At 57.8% G+C, this 17197-nt stretch carries 20 protein-coding genes; 14 read left to right on the top strand and 6 right to left on the bottom strand.

Annotation, left to right across the window (positions count from 1 at the left end; genetic code table 11):
- Positions 1-652: 652 nt before the first annotated feature.
- On the bottom strand, positions 653-1114 hold the full coding sequence (locus KW841_RS04725; protein WP_218473984.1) for a hypothetical protein: 462 nt from the start codon (positions 1112-1114) through the stop codon (positions 653-655).
- 104 nt (positions 1115-1218) lie between these two features.
- On the bottom strand, positions 1219-1899 hold the full coding sequence (locus KW841_RS04720) for a DUF3313 domain-containing protein (RefSeq protein ID WP_218473982.1): 681 nt from the start codon (positions 1897-1899) through the stop codon (positions 1219-1221).
- A 225-nt stretch (positions 1900-2124) separates the two neighbouring features.
- On the opposite strand from KW841_RS04720, the gene KW841_RS04715 reads away from it, so the two are divergent.
- Both KW841_RS04715 and KW841_RS04710 read left to right on the top strand, forming a co-directional pair.
- Positions 2125-2946 carry a transporter gene (locus KW841_RS04715; RefSeq protein WP_218473980.1) on the top strand — a complete coding sequence of 274 codons (822 nt, stop codon included), beginning with the start codon at positions 2125-2127 and terminating at the stop codon, positions 2944-2946.
- 34 nt (positions 2947-2980) lie between these two features.
- Positions 2981-3373, top strand: a complete 393-nt coding sequence (locus KW841_RS04710) for a GFA family protein (protein WP_218473978.1) — start codon at positions 2981-2983, stop codon at positions 3371-3373.
- A gap of 108 nt (positions 3374-3481) precedes the next feature.
- On the opposite strand, the gene KW841_RS04705 is transcribed toward KW841_RS04710, so the two are convergent.
- Positions 3482-3820 carry a hypothetical protein gene (locus tag KW841_RS04705; RefSeq protein ID WP_218473976.1) on the bottom strand — a complete coding sequence of 113 codons (339 nt, stop codon included), beginning with the start codon at positions 3818-3820 and terminating at the stop codon, positions 3482-3484.
- Between the two features lie 316 nt (positions 3821-4136).
- On the opposite strand from KW841_RS04705, the gene KW841_RS04700 reads away from it, so the two are divergent.
- The 5 genes from KW841_RS04700 to KW841_RS04680 are packed head-to-tail and all read left to right on the top strand — an operon-like array spanning position 4137 to position 9180.
- Positions 4137-5609: a cytochrome c oxidase subunit II gene (locus tag KW841_RS04700; RefSeq protein WP_218473974.1), complete on the top strand. Its 1473-nt coding sequence runs from the start codon at positions 4137-4139 to the stop codon at positions 5607-5609.
- A gap of 49 nt (positions 5610-5658) precedes the next feature.
- Positions 5659-7434, top strand: a complete 1776-nt coding sequence (ctaD, locus tag KW841_RS04695) for a cytochrome c oxidase subunit I (protein ID WP_218473971.1) — start codon at positions 5659-5661, stop codon at positions 7432-7434.
- Positions 7431-8123: a cytochrome c oxidase subunit 3 gene (locus tag KW841_RS04690; protein WP_218473969.1), complete on the top strand. Its 693-nt coding sequence runs from the start codon at positions 7431-7433 to the stop codon at positions 8121-8123. Before ctaD ends, KW841_RS04690 begins: the two co-directional genes overlap by 4 nt.
- A 6-nt stretch (positions 8124-8129) precedes the next feature.
- Positions 8130-8849: a heme-copper oxidase subunit III family protein gene (locus KW841_RS04685; RefSeq protein ID WP_218473966.1), complete on the top strand. Its 720-nt coding sequence runs from the start codon at positions 8130-8132 to the stop codon at positions 8847-8849.
- A 13-nt stretch (positions 8850-8862) separates the two neighbouring features.
- On the top strand, positions 8863-9180 hold the full coding sequence (locus KW841_RS04680; RefSeq protein WP_007977898.1) for a cytochrome C oxidase subunit IV family protein: 318 nt from the start codon (positions 8863-8865) through the stop codon (positions 9178-9180).
- Between the two features lie 32 nt (positions 9181-9212).
- On the opposite strand, the gene KW841_RS04675 is transcribed toward KW841_RS04680, so the two are convergent.
- Positions 9213-9773: a hypothetical protein gene (locus KW841_RS04675; protein WP_007977901.1), complete on the bottom strand. Its 561-nt coding sequence runs from the start codon at positions 9771-9773 to the stop codon at positions 9213-9215.
- A 149-nt stretch (positions 9774-9922) separates the two neighbouring features.
- A complete protein-coding gene (locus tag KW841_RS04670; protein WP_218473963.1) occupies positions 9923-10213 on the bottom strand; it encodes a hypothetical protein in 291 nt (96 codons plus the stop codon).
- Positions 10214-10491: 278 nt separating this feature from the next.
- Between KW841_RS04670 and KW841_RS04665 the strand changes: the two genes are divergently transcribed.
- Positions 10492-11040, top strand: coding sequence for a cytochrome b (locus tag KW841_RS04665; RefSeq protein WP_218473960.1), 549 nt, complete (start codon positions 10492-10494; stop codon positions 11038-11040).
- A gap of 13 nt (positions 11041-11053) precedes the next feature.
- On the opposite strand, the gene KW841_RS04660 is transcribed toward KW841_RS04665, so the two are convergent.
- A complete protein-coding gene (locus tag KW841_RS04660; protein WP_218473957.1) occupies positions 11054-11854 on the bottom strand; it encodes an AraC family transcriptional regulator in 801 nt (266 codons plus the stop codon).
- Between the two features lie 105 nt (positions 11855-11959).
- Between KW841_RS04660 and KW841_RS04655 the strand changes: the two genes are divergently transcribed.
- The 6 genes from KW841_RS04655 to KW841_RS04630 all read left to right on the top strand — a co-directional run bounded on the left by KW841_RS04655 (position 11960) and on the right by KW841_RS04630 (position 17188).
- Complete coding sequence (locus KW841_RS04655) at positions 11960-12916, top strand: threonine dehydratase (protein WP_218473955.1); 957 nt, start codon at positions 11960-11962, stop codon at positions 12914-12916.
- A gap of 111 nt (positions 12917-13027) precedes the next feature.
- The gene (locus KW841_RS04650) at positions 13028-13723 is read left to right on the top strand and encodes a tRNA (adenine(22)-N(1))-methyltransferase TrmK (RefSeq protein ID WP_305729863.1); all 696 of its coding nucleotides are present in this window, start codon (positions 13028-13030) and stop codon (positions 13721-13723) included.
- A 545-nt stretch (positions 13724-14268) separates the two neighbouring features.
- A complete protein-coding gene (locus tag KW841_RS04645; protein ID WP_007977914.1) occupies positions 14269-14916 on the top strand; it encodes a hypothetical protein in 648 nt (215 codons plus the stop codon).
- 715 nt (positions 14917-15631) lie between these two features.
- The gene (locus KW841_RS04640; RefSeq protein WP_095966036.1) at positions 15632-16072 is read left to right on the top strand and encodes an Ohr family peroxiredoxin; all 441 of its coding nucleotides are present in this window, start codon (positions 15632-15634) and stop codon (positions 16070-16072) included.
- Positions 16073-16150: 78 nt separating this feature from the next.
- Positions 16151-16603, top strand: coding sequence for an Ohr family peroxiredoxin (locus KW841_RS04635; RefSeq protein WP_218473951.1), 453 nt, complete (start codon positions 16151-16153; stop codon positions 16601-16603).
- 126 nt (positions 16604-16729) lie between these two features.
- Positions 16730-17188, top strand: coding sequence for a MarR family winged helix-turn-helix transcriptional regulator (locus KW841_RS04630; protein WP_218473948.1), 459 nt, complete (start codon positions 16730-16732; stop codon positions 17186-17188).
- Positions 17189-17197 lie beyond the last annotated feature (9 nt).

Raw genomic sequence — 17197 nt, 5'->3', positions numbered from 1 at the left:
TGCATGTAGCCAGGGCTTGGGCGGATTGCCTGCGCTGTCCGGACAAGGCATCGGTTGCTCCTGAACGGGTCGAGTGCTTTCACAATACGAGTCAATGATTGTTGTTTGTGCACCCGGTCAACGGCAGATTATTTTTGATCCCAATTAGCTTTGAACCAGGCTCGTTAGCGCTTTTAATGGATCTCGAGGAGCGTTGACACGCATCGCGTTCAGGCTTTGCCTGACGCGGCGCAAACGATCCTCACCTCTCGTTCGACGGCTTTTGCCCCGCGCCCTTCATGGAGGACGCGGGGTTTTTTTGGTTCGGGAAATTGCAGGAGCTGGCTTTCCAGCGATGGTCGTCAACGATAACGCGTGTGAACCGGATGAACGCGGTCCCCTGTAGGAGCCGGCCTGCCAGCGATGGTCGTCAACGATAACGCGTGTGAACCGGATGAACGCGGTCCCCTGTAGGCGCTGGCCTGCCAGCGATGGTCGTTAACGATAACGCGGGTGAACTGGATGAACGCGGCGCACTGGAGTCCATCGCCAGCAAGCTGGCTCCTACAGTTTCAGCGTGGGCATGGCCCCTGTGGGAGCTGGCTTGTCGGGTCGCCGCATCGCAGCGATGGTCGTTAACGATGACGCGTGTGCACTGGATAAACGCCGTCGATCAAGGCAAGACATCGTAGCCACGCTGCTGCAGGCAACTGCTATAGACGGAATTGTTGGCGGTGACGCTTTGCTCGCTCGCTGCATTATTCTGCCGGCGCGCCTGGCGTTGCCGGGAAGCCCCGACGACGGCGCCGGCCGCCGCGGCACTGCGCGCCTGGTTTTGGCGATAGTCTTGCCGGGTGTCGTCGTCGATCTGGTCATAGACGTTTTCATGTTGGCGGCCCCGGACCTCAGCCGCGGTCGCCCCGGCCACGGCGGCGGTTGCGGCGCCCTTTGCCCGACCACCGGTTGGGACGGTGCTTTGTACCGGATGTTGGGCGTTGGCCTGTGATTGGCAGGCACTGGTGTCCTGCGCGATGGCCTGGGAAGTCTGACCTTTGAGGGGGATCACCGTCACTGCCAGGGCGCTGGTGCTCGGCAACAGCATGAGCACCGCCAGGGTATGGGCCAGTATTTTCATGATGGGGTCTCACGTCAGGCGTCGGCACGGCTGACGGTTTTGTTAGAGAACAAGCGCGGTTCAAACCCCATGCCAGCCTGTGTGCGATGGGGCTTATCCGGGCATCAGTGCTTGAGGAGCAGGGCCTGCATATCGTCTGTCATACCTTTGAGCGCGACCTTGAAGTCACTGGCAAGCACCGGCTGTTGGGCATTGTCGAGTGTCGCGCCAAACACCTTGCGAACCATCTTCGCGACCGGCAAACCGGTCTTGGCATCGATCAGGTTGGCTTCGATGTACATCTCGGCAGTCTGATCCCGATGCCCGGTGGCTGCTTGTGTTGCCCCGACAATGGCCCCAATCGGAACAGCCTCATACCAGTGCATGCCTTCGTTGTTGGCGCTGACATGAGTGATCGCCGCTTGCAGGATCAGCGATCGCGAATTGGTCGGTGCCAGTTGCGGATAAGGGACGATTGCGTAGCGGCGGGAAAAGGCGAGCTTGACGCTGTTGCTGGCCATCAATTGCAGGTCTTGCAGGGTCTTCAGGCTGACGCGCGCGGTCGGCTTCGGCGCCGGATACAGCTCCATCTGCCTGAACACTACAGTGGAGTAGGCGCGAGGATCGAACCCCGGCGATACCCAGCGCAGGACCTTCTGTTCACTCGGTGTCGTTTGCTCCTCCAGGCCCTGGTAATTGCCCAGGAAGCCTGAGTATTGCTCCTGTTGCGCCACTTTCGAGACACAGCCGACCTGAAATACACAGCTCAAAGCAATACCCGCAATCCATTTATTCGACATGCCCATGTGTTCGGTTCTCACGTGATGAAAGTTGTCATTCGGGTACAGGTGTTTGCACGCCGGTCAATGCGGGCCGAATGCTGCCTGCAGCAGTGGGATAATCCGAATCAAAAACTCTCAAAAACCGTTAAACACTAGGCCAGCGAGGTGCCGGGCCAGGTTGCACATCGATCAGAGTTGCCTACGCTAACCCTTTGCAACGCCGGTTTTTGACAACGACAGGTGAGTGAGATGGATTTGAAAGAAGGGTGGATGGGTACCGCGTCGACACTCGTCGTTGCGTTGGGCTTCATCCCGATGGCTCAGGCTGAGGATGCGGCAGAGTTGGCGAAGAAAGCCCTCAACCCGGTCGCCGCGATGTACAGCCTGCCGGTGCAGTACAACTGGGACCAGAAAATGGGGCCGACCGGGGAGGGCATGCACAGCGTGACCAATATCCAGCCCGTGCTGCCGTTCGCCCTGAACGAGGACTGGAATCTCATCTCTCGCACCATTCTGCCGATCATCGACCAGCACGGCCTGGCCCCCAATGGCGCGGCGGATAAATCCGGCACCGGCGATATCACCCAGAGTTTTTTCTTCTCGCCGACCAAGCCGACGGCAAGTGGCTGGATACTCGGTGCCGGCCCGGCGTTGCTGATACCGACCGGCAGTGACGAGTTGCTCGGCAGCGAGCAATGGGGCCTGGGCCCGACAGGGGTGGCGTTGAAACAGTCCAATGGCTGGACCCGCGGCATTCTGGCCAACCATATCTGGGGCCTGGACGACAGCCCGCCGGACAACAAGGAAAAGGTCAACCAGACTTTCCTGCAACCCTTCCTCTCGTACACCACCCATACGCTCACGACCTACGGGGTCAATACCGAGTCGACCTACAACTGGCAATCGCGGGAATGGTCGGTACCGGTCAACCTCACGGTCACCCAATTGTTGAAGATCGGCGGTCAACCGCTGACGGTGCAGGCCGGCCCGCGCTACTGGCTCGACAGCCCGCAGGACGGCCCGCAAGGCTGGGGCTTTCGCGCCGCCGTGACGCTCCTGTTTCCACGCTGATACGCCGTTTCGGACGGCCTTGAGGTGACACCCCATGGACCGATTCACCGGCGGTTGTTTGTGCGGCAAGGTGCGCCTTGTCGCATCGGGGCGCCCGTTCCGGGTTGGCGTCTGTCACTGTCTCGACTGCCGCAAGCATCATGGGGCGCTGTTTCACGCGTCCGCGATATTTCATCAGGATGCGGTGACGATCGAAGGCGAAACACGTGACTACGCCGGGCGGCATTTCTGTCCGCACTGCGGTTCGTCCGTGTTCGCGCGCAGTGCCGACGAAATCGAAGTGAACCTCGGATCCCTGGATGCTCCGGACCAACTGACGCCGACCTACGAGAGCTGGGTCGTGCGTCGTGAGGCCTGGCTGCCGGCGTTTGCGCTCAGACGACGCTACGAGCGCGATCGGGATTCCACGGGGCGTTTCGAGGACTAGCGGGCACGCATTGCGGTACGCCAGGTCGTGAAGCTCCGGGTGTCCGGTTCAGCGATCGGTGAGTTTTCAGCACCGCACAGAACGATCGATGCAGCGAATCTCTCGCCGCTAATCCAGCAACTGATCGATCAGTACCGCGTTGGTATAAATCAGGCTGCCATCGCTCGCACGATGCCCGACCAGATGAAACTGACCGCGTTCGTGGTGCAGATAGACACGCATCTGACAGTCGGACAAGGGCGCGAATCCCTCGGGCATTTTCAAATCCATCGAGTCCATATCGACATCGACCATGGCTTCACGCTCGTGGCTCTTCTGCAGGCGCTCTTCGGCCTGTTCCAGACGGACATGGAGAGGTCCGTCGACATAGAAATGGACTTCCCCCATCGGGGTGGACTTTTGGTCGCCGCTGGTTTTGCACCAGCCTTCGATCGTCAGGGCACTCATGACGAAACCTCCCATGTGGATTGCTGGACTGTGTGGCTACCGTCCCTGCTCAATGTCACCACATTTGTTTGACGACGCTGCAAGGGCAGGGTTCGAACTTTGCAACCGCTTGCGGCCGAACTCAGCCATCCGTCATCAGCACTCAAGTATAGCTGGCAACCGGAACTCCCTTGCCGGCCTCACGGTACAAGCCGATCGCTCTATACTTCTTACTGACTTTAGCGCCCGGACGGGTGGTATTTGTCGGCCCTGCTTGGACGTCAGTGGCGATGCTTATTGCATAACCAATGAACAACAGGAATAGGATGAAGAGCAAATGGCAATAGCAATTGTCTTGATACTCATCGTTATTGCCTCCGTGCTATTCCACATACTGGCGCCCTGGCATGCGACACCGGCAGCGTCCAACTGGGGATCCATCGACACCACCCTGTTCATCACTCTGATCATCAGTGGAATATTTTTCATTGCCATCACGGGGTTCATGGCGGTAGCGGTGATTCGGTATCGTCACAAGGTGGGTGCCAGGGCGGCCTACCAGCCGGAAAACAAAAAACTGGAAACATGGCTGATCATCGTTACCTCGGCAGGCATCGCCGGGATGTTGGCGCCAGGCCTGGTTGTCTACAACGATTTCATCCGGGTGCCGAAAGATGCCTACGAACTGGAAGTGGTCGGCCAGCAGTGGCAGTGGGCCTATCGTTTTGCCGGGCAAGACACAAAGCTGGGCAAGTCGGATATCAGGTTTGTCGACGCCACCAATCCTCTCGGCCTTGATCCCAAGGATCCTGCAGGCCAGGACGATGTACTTGTCATGAATAATGAAGTTCGCCTTCCGCTCGATCGGCCGGTGAAAGTTTTATTGCGCTCTAAAGATGTCCTGCACGATTTCTATGTACCGCAAATTCGCAGCAAGATGGATATGGTGCCAGGGATGGTGTCGTACTTCTGGTTTACGCCGACTAAAACCGGAAAATACGAAGTCCTTTGCGCTGAATTTTGTGGCGTAGGTCATTACAACATGCGCGGGCATATGGTCGTGGAAGAGCAGGCCGTCTTCGATCAATGGCTAAAAGGCCAACCGACTTTTGCGCAGACATTGACCACCGCAGCCAAACCCGGTCGAGACAGCGTGCTGGAAAAAGGTCGTCAGTTGGTCGAACAGCTAGGCTGCAAGGCCTGCCATAGCCAGGATGGCAGTGCCAGTCTCGGCCCGGGATGGAAGGGGCTGTACGGCCGCACTGAACAGCTTGCCGATGGCACCGGTGTGCTGGTCGACGAGGCCTACCTGAAGGAGTCGATTGTCGATCCGAAGGCTCGCCTGGTACAGGGCTACCCACCGGTCATGGTGGCCTATACTCTCAAGGACGACGAACTGGGAGCTGTCATCGCCCTGATCAAATCACTGGGTGCTGCACCGCAAGACGATCAACCTTCGAGCGGCGAAGCGTCGAGCCCGGGTGAAGACCTGGTGGCGCAGGGGCAGCGACTGGCCGGGTCGCTTGGCTGTCTGGCCTGCCACAGCGTCGATGGCAACAAGGGCGTCGGCCCCAGCTGGCAGGGTCTGTATGGCAAGACGGAAACCCTTGCCGACGATACGAGCGTAAAGGTCGATGAGGGCTATATCAAAGATTCGGTTCTTCATCCCAATGCCAAAATCGTCAAGGGCTACGCAGCCGTCATGCCAGCCCTGGCTCCGAGTGACGAGGAACTGAATGCACTGATCGCTTTCATCAAATCCAAAGCGAATGCTGACGCTGATGCGACCAAGGCGGAGCCAGGGAAATAGCCGTAAAGCAGCCAGAAACACACTGAAACTTCGGAACGAGGATGACGTGATGGCCTATGCGGAGCAAGCCGAAACAGAAGCACTGCACGAGCCCAAAAGCTTCCTGACCAAATATGTCTGGAGTCAGGACCACAAGGTCATAGCCATTCAATATTCCTTGACGGCGCTGTTCGTGGGGCTTATCGCCCTGGTGCTGTCCGGCTTGATGCGCATGCAGATCGGCTTCCCCGGCAGTTTGGCGTTCATGGATGCCAATACTTACTATCAGGCGATGACCATGCACGGCATGATCATGGTCATCTACTTGCTGACGGCCTTGTTTCTGGGGGGCTTCGGCAACTATTTGATCCCGCTGATGGTGGGCGCCCGCGACATGGTCTTCCCCTATGTCAACATGCTCAGTTACTGGTTTTACCTGCTGGCGGTAGTGGTGTTGCTCAGCAGTTTTTTCGTCCCGGGCGGCCCCACGGGTGCCGGCTGGACGCTCTATCCGCCGCAATCCATCGCCCAGGGGACACCGGGCGTCGAGTGGGGCATTGTCTTGATGCTCGTCTCACTGGCGATTTTTATCGTCGCCGCCACCATGGGCGGGTTGAACTACGTCACCACGGTGTTGCAGGCGCGCACGCACGGCATGACATTGTTTCGCATGCCGCTCTCGGTGTGGGGCATCTTCATGGCCTCGATCATGGCCTTGCTGGCCTTCCCGGCGTTGTTCGTCAGCGCGGTGATGATGCTGTTTGACAAGCTGTTGGGCACCAGCTTCTTCATGCCGGCGATGGTCTCGCTGGGGCAGCAGCTCGATCACCAGGGTGGCAGCCCGATATTGTTCCAGCACTTGTTCTGGTTTTTCGGCCACCCGGAAGTCTACATCGTGGCTCTCCCTGCATTTGGCCTGGTCTCCGACCTGATCAGCACGCATGCGCGTAAAAACATCTTCGGTTACCGAATGATGGTGTGGGCCATTATTGCGATCGGGGTGCTGAGTTTTGTGGTCTGGGCGCACCATATGTATGTCAGCGGAATGAATCCGTACTTTGGCTTTTTTTTCGCCGTCAGCACCTTGATCATTGCGGTGCCGACCGCGCTGAAAGTCTATAACTGGGTACTGACCCTGTGGCGCGGCGACATCCATCTGACCGTGCCGATGCTGTTTGCCCTGGCTTTTATCGTCACCTTCCTGGTCGGCGGTCTGACCGGGTTGTTTCTCGGCAATGTGATCGTGGATATTCCGCTCTCGGACACCTATTTCGTCGTCGCCCATTTTCATATGGTCATGGGGGTCGCACCGGTACTGGTGGTGTTCGGCGGTATTTATCACTGGTTCCCGAAAGTCACCGGGCGCATGTACAACGACACCCTGGGCAAGCTGCATTTCTGGATTACCTTCCTGGGCACCTACGCCATCTTCTTCCCCATGCACTACCTGGGTTTCCAGGGCATGCCACGTCGCTACTACGCCTATGAAAACTACGCGTTCATCCCGCAGTCCGCGCAAGAGCTGAACGCCTTCATTACGGTGATCGCATTGACTGTCGGCGTTTCCCAGTTGCTGTTCGTGTTCAACATGGCCTGGAGTGCATTCAAGGGCAAGCCCGCCGGCAGTAATCCCTGGGGCGGGGCCAGCCTGGAATGGCAAACGCTGCACACCCCGCCGAAACACGGTAACTGGGGCGAGAAATTGCCGGTCGTGCATCGCTGGGCCTATGACTACAGCGTGCCGGGGATAGAACAGGATTTCGTGCCGCAAACGGTCTCCGCCGAGGAGCTGGAGCAGATGCGGCAACTCAGTGCCGGGACTAAAATAGCGGACGTCAAGACATGAACAGACTGCTATTGAGAAACGCCGACGGCGCTGACCCCGGCGGCAGTTGGAATCGCGACCCTGAGGGTGTTCAGGCCGCCGAGGGTGCCAATGGACGTCAAATCGCAAGAGTCGGCTTGCGCTTGTTTCTGGTGGTGGTGAGTTCGTTATTCTTCCTCTTCCTGATTGCCTTTATTGCCCGTTCACAAATGGTCGACTGGCTACCCCTGACTGAGCCTTTGGCGCCGTTAGGCGATCTGCGGCCGCTATGGCTGAATTCGGCTTTTCTGCTGTTGAGTTGCATCGCACTGCAGTGGTCACGTGTGGCTGCCCGAAAGGCTCGGCAGGGCGCGACCGTCATTGGTTTCGCATTGGGGGGCGTCTTTGCAATTGCCTTTCTGGCGGGGCAAGTCTGGGTCTGGCAGCAGTTTGTCGCCTTGGGCTACTTTGTCGCCAGCAATCCGGCCAACAGTTTCTTCTATCTGTTGACCGGCCTGCATGGGCTCCACCTGCTGGGCGGGCTGATCGCCTGGTGCTGGATCGTCGCCAGATTTCTGCGTCATGTGCCATTGGCGCAACTGAGCGCCAGCGTAGAACTCTGTGCCATCTATTGGCATTACTTGTTGGGTCTCTGGTTCGTGCTGTTCGCTCTGCTGTCCAGCACGCCGCAAACCTATGAAGCCATCGCCAGATTCTGCGGCCTGAGGTGAAAAGCCATGGCATCGCACCCGCAAGCCCAAGCCCAAATCGAGCCCAGCTCATCCAATCCACCCGGCTCGCCACCGGCGCCAGGATGGCAAAGCATCGCCAGCGACTGGTCCTCGGACAAAGACGCCTTCAAGCAGGTGCCTTGGGGCAAGGCGATGATGTGGATATTCCTGCTCAGCGATACGTTTATATTCACCTGTTTTTTAACCGGCTACATGTCAGTACGCATGACCATCACTACGGCCTGGCCGAACCCGAGTGAAGTGTTTGCCTTGACGATCGCAGGAAGGGAAATCCCGCTTATCCTGATCGCCATCATGACCTTTGTGCTGATCAGTAGCAGCGGCACCATGGCCATGGCCGTCAACTTCGCCTATCGCCGTGATCGCGCGAAAACGACGGCCCTGATGCTGGCGACCGCAGCCTTGGGTGTGACTTTCGTCGGCATGCAGGCATTTGAATGGAGCAAGCTCATTGCAGAAGGTGTGCGTCCGTGGGGGAACCCCATGGGGGCGGCGCAATTTGGTGCCAGCTTTTTCATGATTACCGGTTTTCACGGACTGCATGTGTCAATCGGTGCCATCTACCTCAGTATTGTGGCGCTGAAAGTCTTGCGCGGAGATTATGAACGCTCCGGAAACTACCAGAACGTCGAGATCGCCGGGCTCTACTGGCACTTCGTGGATTTGGTGTGGGTGTTTATTTTTGCATTCTTCTATTTATGGTAGAGGAGGGCGGGTGATGGCACATGCTCAGGGTCAGCAACATCCAATCAGTTTGTACCTTAAAATCTGGGGGCTGTTATTCGTCCTCAGCACGCTGTCGTACCTGGTCGACTATTTCCACTTCCATGGCTACCTTCGGTGGTCCCTGATTATCACGTTCATGTTGTTGAAGGCAGGTTTAATTGTCTCCATCTTCATGCATATGGCCTGGGAGCGGTTGGCTATGGTCTACGCCATATTGGTGCCACCCCTGTGTTTACTGGTGCTCGTTGGACTGATGGCCACCGAGGCTGACTATATTTTCCTCAGCCGGGTCATTTTCTTTGGCCAGTAAGCCGTTTGCGGATGGCCGTGAGTCTCCAGGCACTAACCCGATATCACTCGCTTGAACTGATGCCATTTGTGCTGCCAGGCGACTGTCCAATGGGGGGCTGCCGCTCCAGTGCCGGCGATCTCCAACTGTGGATGTTGTCTGATGACCTGATCCAGTACCGATTCCTGGTTCGGCTCAACATCGACGAAGAAGATATGTTTGCCCTCGTTTACCACCTGTTTGAAGTTGCGGAAGTGAGTGTTGGGCATCTGGAACCCGAAAAAACCGCCTTCCCAGATGCAAAAGCCCAGGATGACAATGGAAAGGAAGATAAACGGCATCCAGCCTGCGGCGGATTCGGTCCAGCCCATCCAATAGGCGCCACCCAGAACCAGTGCCGCCAGTGGCAAACCGATCACCGCGCCAATCTCACCCGAGTGAACAGCATCCTGTTCCAATAACGAGTTAACCTCGTGGAGGTGATGTTGTTCGACATCGGCAACTTTTTCACTGAGCACATGTATCTGTTCAGAATTGATGCCGCTGGCTTCCAGTTCATATTCAACGGTTTCAAGATCGTTGAGATTGTCACTGATGTAATAGTGCCGATTCATGCCACACCTCCCGACTCGAGATTGCTGTAGACCTCCTTTGTCGGCAGCGATTAACCTGGATTTGCAGTCGGTGTCTGAACCTTGGGGAACGTTGCACACTTCATGCAATCTGAAAAAAGTATAGCACTCGCCATCCTGCGGACCGGTCGCTAGTTGATCTGCACAATCACCGGACCTTCCGTCACGATCGGCGGGTTCGCGTGGATATGCGAAGTGTTTTTCTGAATCCACTCACGGGCAACTTTCAGGCTCGCATCACTGCCGGCCTTGTCCGCGCAAACCGTGATCGAAGTACCCCCATCACCCGTATTGAGCAGTGTGTAGCTTACGAGGCCAGGTACTGTGCGCAAGGTCGTTTCGATGTCAACGCTGCGCTGTTCCATAAATTCGAATAGCTGCTTGGCTCCAGCACCCAGGTAGGTTCTTATCACTGCATACATGGTCGTCTCCTTTGAGAGTACCGTCTTGATGCCAATACAGATCCGTTGCTGCTCCCCCGGGTTTCAGGTCGCCCTGATTCAATAAGCTTAGTCAAACGCCGGGGACAATCGACATGCAACGACCACCGGCCACATGGGGTCGATTTCGACCTGTCCGATCGAAGGCTAAACACGAGGTGTATCGAGAATTTAGATATGTTTAAGCAGGATTTCACTGTTTTTCCGATAACACCATGTCGCGATAATCCGCCTTCAAAAATAACGGGTAGGACCGCGTGATGGCGAAGGAAGGAAGTTACACCGGTACAGCCAAGTGGCTGCATTGGGGCATGGCCCTGATCTGGTTGGGGGCCTGGGTTATCGGAATTGTGGCAACGCATTGGCGCGACGAGTTCAATGCCCACCATGAGCTCACCTACGTGCACAAGGCGATGGCCAGTACGCTGCTGTTTCTCATCGTCGTGCGTATCGCCTGGCGATTGAGTCACCCGGCACCGGCGCTACCCGACTCGATGAGCCCGACGATGAAGCGTGGTGCGCTGGTCGGGCATGTACTGTTGTACGCCGTGGCCTTGATAGGGCTGCCGTTGTCCGGCTGGTACTGGAGTTCGGTCGCCGATAAACCCGTCATGGTGGCGGCGCTGTTCATGCTCCCGCCAATCGTTGACCCCGATCAGAGCCTGTACGATCTGGCAAAGGCGGTTCACACCTACATGTCGTGGTTGTGCGGCGCGCTGGTTGGTGGCCATCTGCTGGTTGCGCTCAAGCATCACTTCGTTGAAAAGGATGATGTGCTCAAGGGCATGCTGCCTGCACGCAACCGTTGATTTTCCTGTCGTTTCATTTTTGACGCAATTGCACCGGACTCACGCCGAGGCGTTGCCTGAAGGTGGTCGCCATGTGCGCCTGGGAATTGAAACCGCAGGCGTAGGCGATTTCAGCCAGCGTGGCGGTCGAGTCGCGCATCAGGGCTCGAGCCCTGGCCAGGCGTCGGTCGATCAGGTAAGCATGGGGGCTTTTGCCGGTGGCATTTTTGAAAGCCCGCATGAAATAGCCTTCGGACAAGCCAAGCAGGCCCGCCATCGCCGGTACGCTCAACGGGCCATCGAGGCCCGCGTCAATGAACTCATCGAGCAAGCGCATCCGGCTGCCGGTTATCGAGCCATGGGGCTGTGTCGAATCGGCTTCGCTGGCCGTCACGCGCTCGGACAATGCCAGTGCCCAGGCCTCCCAGTCGTCCTCCACGCCAGCGTGCAACAGCGCGGCGCGCATGCGCCATGCGAGGGCCGTGGCTTGCCGGTCGATACGGTTGTTGAAAGCGCGATTGCCCTCCAACGCCATACCGTCAGTGCGTATCACCCGCAAATATTCACCTCCCTTGGGCGATTCGGACAACACGTCACACCCGGCCGGAACGAACGCCAGGCCGTTGGGCATGGCATCGAAGGGTTGTACCCGGTCGCTGCCGATCGCGTGCAGGCCTCGCTGGCTGTCGAAGGCAAAGCCGATACCCGCCTGGGTCGCGACGTATCGGGCCGCGTAGGCGCAGCCGGGGAGCAATTCGATCGCCCAGGCGCCAGCCTCGATACGGCGGACCGGTTCGGACAGCAGGGGTGGATGCAGACGGTTTCGATGGCGCATGAACGCCATAGTAATGAAGACTGGACATAAAAGTCAGGTCGGTTTTTTGAAAGCCTGCGTACTGCGCCCCTGTTCAGACTGGGCAAAATCCCGGGGAGACAACTCATGCACACACTGACTCGCGACGACATCGACCAGGCCGCATGCCACGTGTACCAGGTCATGCCCGCCACCGCCCAGTACGCTTGGCCCTTGCTCGCAAGCCGGTTGGGTTGCACGGTGTGGGTCAAGCACGAAAATCACACGCCTACCGGTGCTTTCAAAGTGCGCGGCGGCATCACGTTCATGCACTGGCTCAAACGCGAGCATCCAGGCGTGAAGGGCATTGTCAGCGCGACCCGCGGCAACCATGGCCAAAGCCTTGCACTGGCGGCTGGCGCACTGGGTTTGCGGGCGCTGATCGTCGTGCCGCAAGGCAACTCGGTGGAAAAGAACAACGCCATGCGCGGCTTTGGCGCTGAAGTGGTCGAGTATGGCCGCGATTTCGATGAGGCTCGTGAAGAGGCGGCACGGCTTGCGCAGGAGCACGACCTGTTCCTGGTGCCGCCGTTTCACACCGAGCTGGTCAAGGGCGTCGCCACCTATGCGCTGGAGTTGTTCAACGCCGCGCCGGATCTGGATACCGTCTATGTACCGATTGGCTGTGGATCGGGGATTTGTGGCGTGATCGCCGCCCGCGATGCCCTGGGCCTGGACACCCGGGTGGTGGGCGTGGTTTCCACAGAGGCGGCGGCCGCACAGTTATCGTTCGACACCGGAACCCTGTGCGAAACCGCCTCGGCGGCCACCTTTGCCGACGGTCTGGCCGTACGCAAGCCAATACCTGAAGCCTTTGCCGTCTATGCCGCAGGTGCGGCGCGAATCGTTGCGGTCAGTGACGCACAGATAGCCGAGGCCATGCGCGTGTATTACACCGATACCCACAACCTGGCGGAAGGGGCCGGTGCGGCGGCGCTGGCGGCGCTCATGGCCGAGCGTGAAGCCATGTCGGGAAAAAGGGTGGCGGTGATTCTGTCCGGTGGAAACGTCGACAGATCGGTGTATGCGGGCGTGATCGCGTGAAGGGGAGCTGTAACTTGATCGCATAAATTTGAAATGCACGGCATTGCCCGACACAATCGCGCCCCGATCCGGCCAAAGGCGCCGGACGTTCGTGGTGAGAAGGGGCCGCAGTTGAACGAACAGACATTGTCCATGCGCCTGGAGCGCGTGGCGGCGCATGTGCCGGCCGGTGCGCGCCTGGCCGATATCGGCTCGGATCACGGCTACCTGCCGGTGGCGTTGATGCGTCGTGGCGCCATCACGGCGGCGGTGGCCGGGGAAGTAGCGTTGACGCCGTTCCGCGCGGCCGAACGCACCGTGCACGAGAACGATCTGGAGCAACGGATCAGCGTGCGCCTGGCCAACGGCCTGGCGGCAATCCTGCCGGGAGACGGGATCACGGCGATCAGCCTCTGCGGCATGGGCGGCGAAACGATCCGCGACATCCTCGACAGCGGCAAGGCGTACCTGAGCGGGCAGGAGCGCCTGATCCTTCAACCCAACGGCGGCGAGCAGCCACTGCGCCTGTGGCTGATGGAAAACGGCTATCGCATCCTCTGCGAGGAAGTGCTGCGGGAAAATCGTTTCGACTACGAAATCATCGTCGCCGAGCGCGCTGGGCCGGTGATCTACACCGCAGAAGAGTTGTACTTCGGCCCGCTGCAGTTGCAGGCCCGCAGCCCGGCGTTCCTGGTCAAGTGGCAACGCAAGCTGCGCCAGAAGCAGGAGACCCTGAGCCAGTTTGCCGGGGCGCAGCGGGCCGTGCCTGAGGAAAAGGTGCAGGACATCGCGCGCCAGGTCCGGTGGATCAGCCAGTTGCTGGCCTGATCCTGTTCAGCAAGCATCGAATGGCGTGCCTGCGTACGAGGCAAAACTCGCTATTCGCTGGGTCAAAAGGTGTGAGTTCCGCGGGAAATCCGCTTTTTTTTCGATATGATAAATGAAACGATTCAGCCGCTTTGCAACGGTGGTTTCAGCCAATGAAACCGGCCTTTTGAGGCATTATTGGCAGTACCGTTTGTCGAGGTTTTTGTTCGAAAAATGAACGATTTGTATATGCTGGGCTCTGATCTTCCAGCAGGCGGATCCCTTGAGCTTCGCACTGCAATCCCTAGTAAATTGGACGTATACCTCATCTGCATTGAATGGAATGCACATGGGGATTTTTTTTACCTGAGACTTGGAGTGATAGTATGCCGTCATCACTGACTCGCGGGGCGAGTCGCTCTCTCTTGTAATACCCAAACTAATTTAGTCGCTTCAATCAATGTGAACTTTGATTGTGCAGGCGTGGATAATTCATTCGCGTGCCTGGGGCATGGTCACTTCACACTGCCGCAATAAGTGGAGATGTAAACGTGGATATTAATACAATGATCGGCCTGCTTGGCCAGAAAGAATCCATGGAGTTTATGCGTTTAGGAGTTGTTTACGTACACCTGTTGGCTTGTTGCGTAGCCATTGGCCTGGTGTTTGCCAGCGATGTTGCAATGGTCAAGGATCTATTGAAAGGCCGTGTGTCGTCCGGGCACGATAATGATCATATGGCCAGTCTGCAGAAGTCTGTTTCCAATGCGTTGCTATTTTTGTGGATCACCGGTGCAGCAATTATAGGTATTGATTACCTTGATAAAGGCATGACTTATTTTGCCAATCCGAAACTTCAAGCCAAAGTTATTATTGTCCTGTTGCTGACATTCAACGGCATGCTGTTGCACCGCTATGTATTGCCCGCCATGCTCAAGGCCGGTTCCTTGCTTGACCTGCCTATCAATGTGCGAATGTTTGCCCTGTTCTCTGGCGCACTGTCGGGCGTTTCCTGGCTGTATGCCGCGATGCTCGGTGTAGGCCGACCGCTGGCCTGGAAATACTCGTTGACCGAGTTGCTGATGGCCTATCCGGTATTGATCGTGCTCGGCTTTGCGACGATGGTGGCGCTGACCCAATGGGCGCGCAATCGCAACGCCGCAGCGCCGGCCGAGGAGACTACCTGGCTGTTCGCTGGAATTCCTGCGCGATGAGCTGACGAAAGTCCAGGTGAAGACGGGTGAAACCGTTAGAACCTTGCAAACACCAGACCCCCTCCCTGTGAGGGGGTTTTTTTTGCGGGGTCTTCACGCATTTTCGGGGCATTGCAGGCGCTGGTTTTGCCAGCGATAACGCGTGTGACCTGGATAAACGCGGCGTGCTTGAGTTCATCGCCAGCAGGCTGGCTCCTACAGTTTCAGCGTGGGCACGGTCCCTTGTGGGAGCTGGCTTGCCAGCGATGGTCGTTAACGATAACGCGTGTTAACGGGATAAACGCGGCGTACTTGAGTCCATCGCCAGCAGTTCCGGGGAATGCGTGAAGAACCTTTTTGTCCGAGGGCCAATGTTGTCCGCTCATCCCTTGATTCGGCGAGGGGGAGGGCAGCACGGTCGGCCGCGAACCTGCCGCTCATCGCCAAGGCATAAAATAAACTTTGACATCATTGGGGCTTTGGTTGAATATTCATCCATCGCATGCGATCAAGTCGAATACGATAACAAATACAGACAACCCTTGCCGTTTGGAGATTCAGCCATGAACACCGGAAGCCGCCGCACCCTGTTGATCGCTACCGCTCAAGCTTCCCATGGCCACAACGGCAACAACTGGATCGTTGCACAGGCCAATTGACGAACGTTGTCTTTTTGAATGCCATACGCGTCGCATGCGATACAATCGCACGAACTTTAAACCCTGAGGAAATCCCCATGAGCAAAATCGAAAAAGTACTGGCTACCGGCAAAACCCACACCACCCGCAGCAATGTCGGCGGTCACAACGGCAACCTCGATATCGTCCTGTCGTCACCGGGTTCCACTCAGCCAGCCCACGTCTTTGCCGCCACACAGCCGCATCCGAAGGCCGAGCAACTGTTCGCCGGGGCCTGGTCGGCCTGCTACACCGCAGCAGTGGGGCTGGTGGCGCAGGAACGCAATATCGTTTTGCCGGCGGACATGGCCGTCGACATTGAAGTGGACCTGGGCCAGACTGGTCCGGCCTACTTCCTTCAGGCCCGACTGACCCTGCGCGTGCCAGGGCTGGCACAGGATGTCGCGACCGAACTGGCGCACATCGCCGACTCCATCTGCCCTTACTCCAAAGCGACACGCGGCAATATCGATGTTGCCCTGAACGTGATCACGGCGTGACGCGCGGACGCATCACTAGTATCGCATACGATGCAAGCGCATACGATTTTAACCGATTGTAATCCTGAGGGAATCATCATGAGCAAGATCGAGAAAGTACTGGCCAGCGGCAAAACCCACACCACCCATAACAGCGCGGGCAATACGTCGCGCGGTCATAACGGTAACCTCGACATCGTACTGTCGTCCCCCGGCAGCGACACACCGGCACACGTGCTGACTGCCGTCCAGCCGCACCCGAAAGCCGAGCAACTGTTCGCCGGCGCGTGGTCGGCCTGCTACATCGCAGCGGTGGGGCTGGCCGCCCAACAAATGAAGGTGACACTGCCGACCGACACGGCCGTCGACATTGAAGTCGATCTGGGCCAGACCGGCGCGGCGTACTTCCACCAGGCCCGACTGACGTTGCGCGTGCCGGGGCTGGATCAGGGAGTGGCGACTGAACTGGCCCACAACGCCGATGCAATCTGCCCGTACTCCAAGGCCACACGCGGCAACATTGATGTCGACATCAATGTGTTGACGGCCTGACCCGCTGCACGGCCGGCTCAACGGGGATTTTCCCGGTGAGCCGGCCGTCGGTGTTTATGCGCACTTCCGATACCATCGTGTACGACGTATAGTTTCAGTCTCGCAAGATTGCCCCTGAGAACGTCCATGAAAAACACCGAAAAGACATCCGCCCTGGATCTCAAACTCTCCGACTTCCTGTGTTTTGCCGTCTATTCCACCAACCTGGCCTTCGGCAAGGCCTACAAGCCGATGCTCGAACGGCTCGGCCTGACCTACACGCAATACATCACCCTGGTCGCGCTGTGGGAAGAAGACAATCAGACCGTCGGCAGCCTTGGCGAAAAGCTGTTTCTGGAATCCAACACCCTCACGCCGATCCTGAAGAAGCTCGAGGCGATGGGTTATCTGCTGCGCCAGCGCGACCCGGAAGACGAACGCCAGGTGCGGATCAATCTCACAAAAGAGGGGCGAACATTGCGTGAAGGCCTGCGCGAAGACGGCTTCCCGCAAACCGGCCTCGATCCCGACGACTTCGTGCAAATGCAGAAGGCCATCGTCAAGTTACGGGGTAATCTCATCCGGACGACGAAAGACAGGGAGTAAGGGGTCTCG

It is taken from the genome of Pseudomonas sp. PDM28 (genome assembly GCF_019219115.1).
Lineage (GTDB): Bacteria > Pseudomonadota > Gammaproteobacteria > Pseudomonadales > Pseudomonadaceae > Aquipseudomonas > Aquipseudomonas laurylsulfatiphila.
This window is presented reverse-complemented; position numbering and strand designations above follow the sequence as displayed.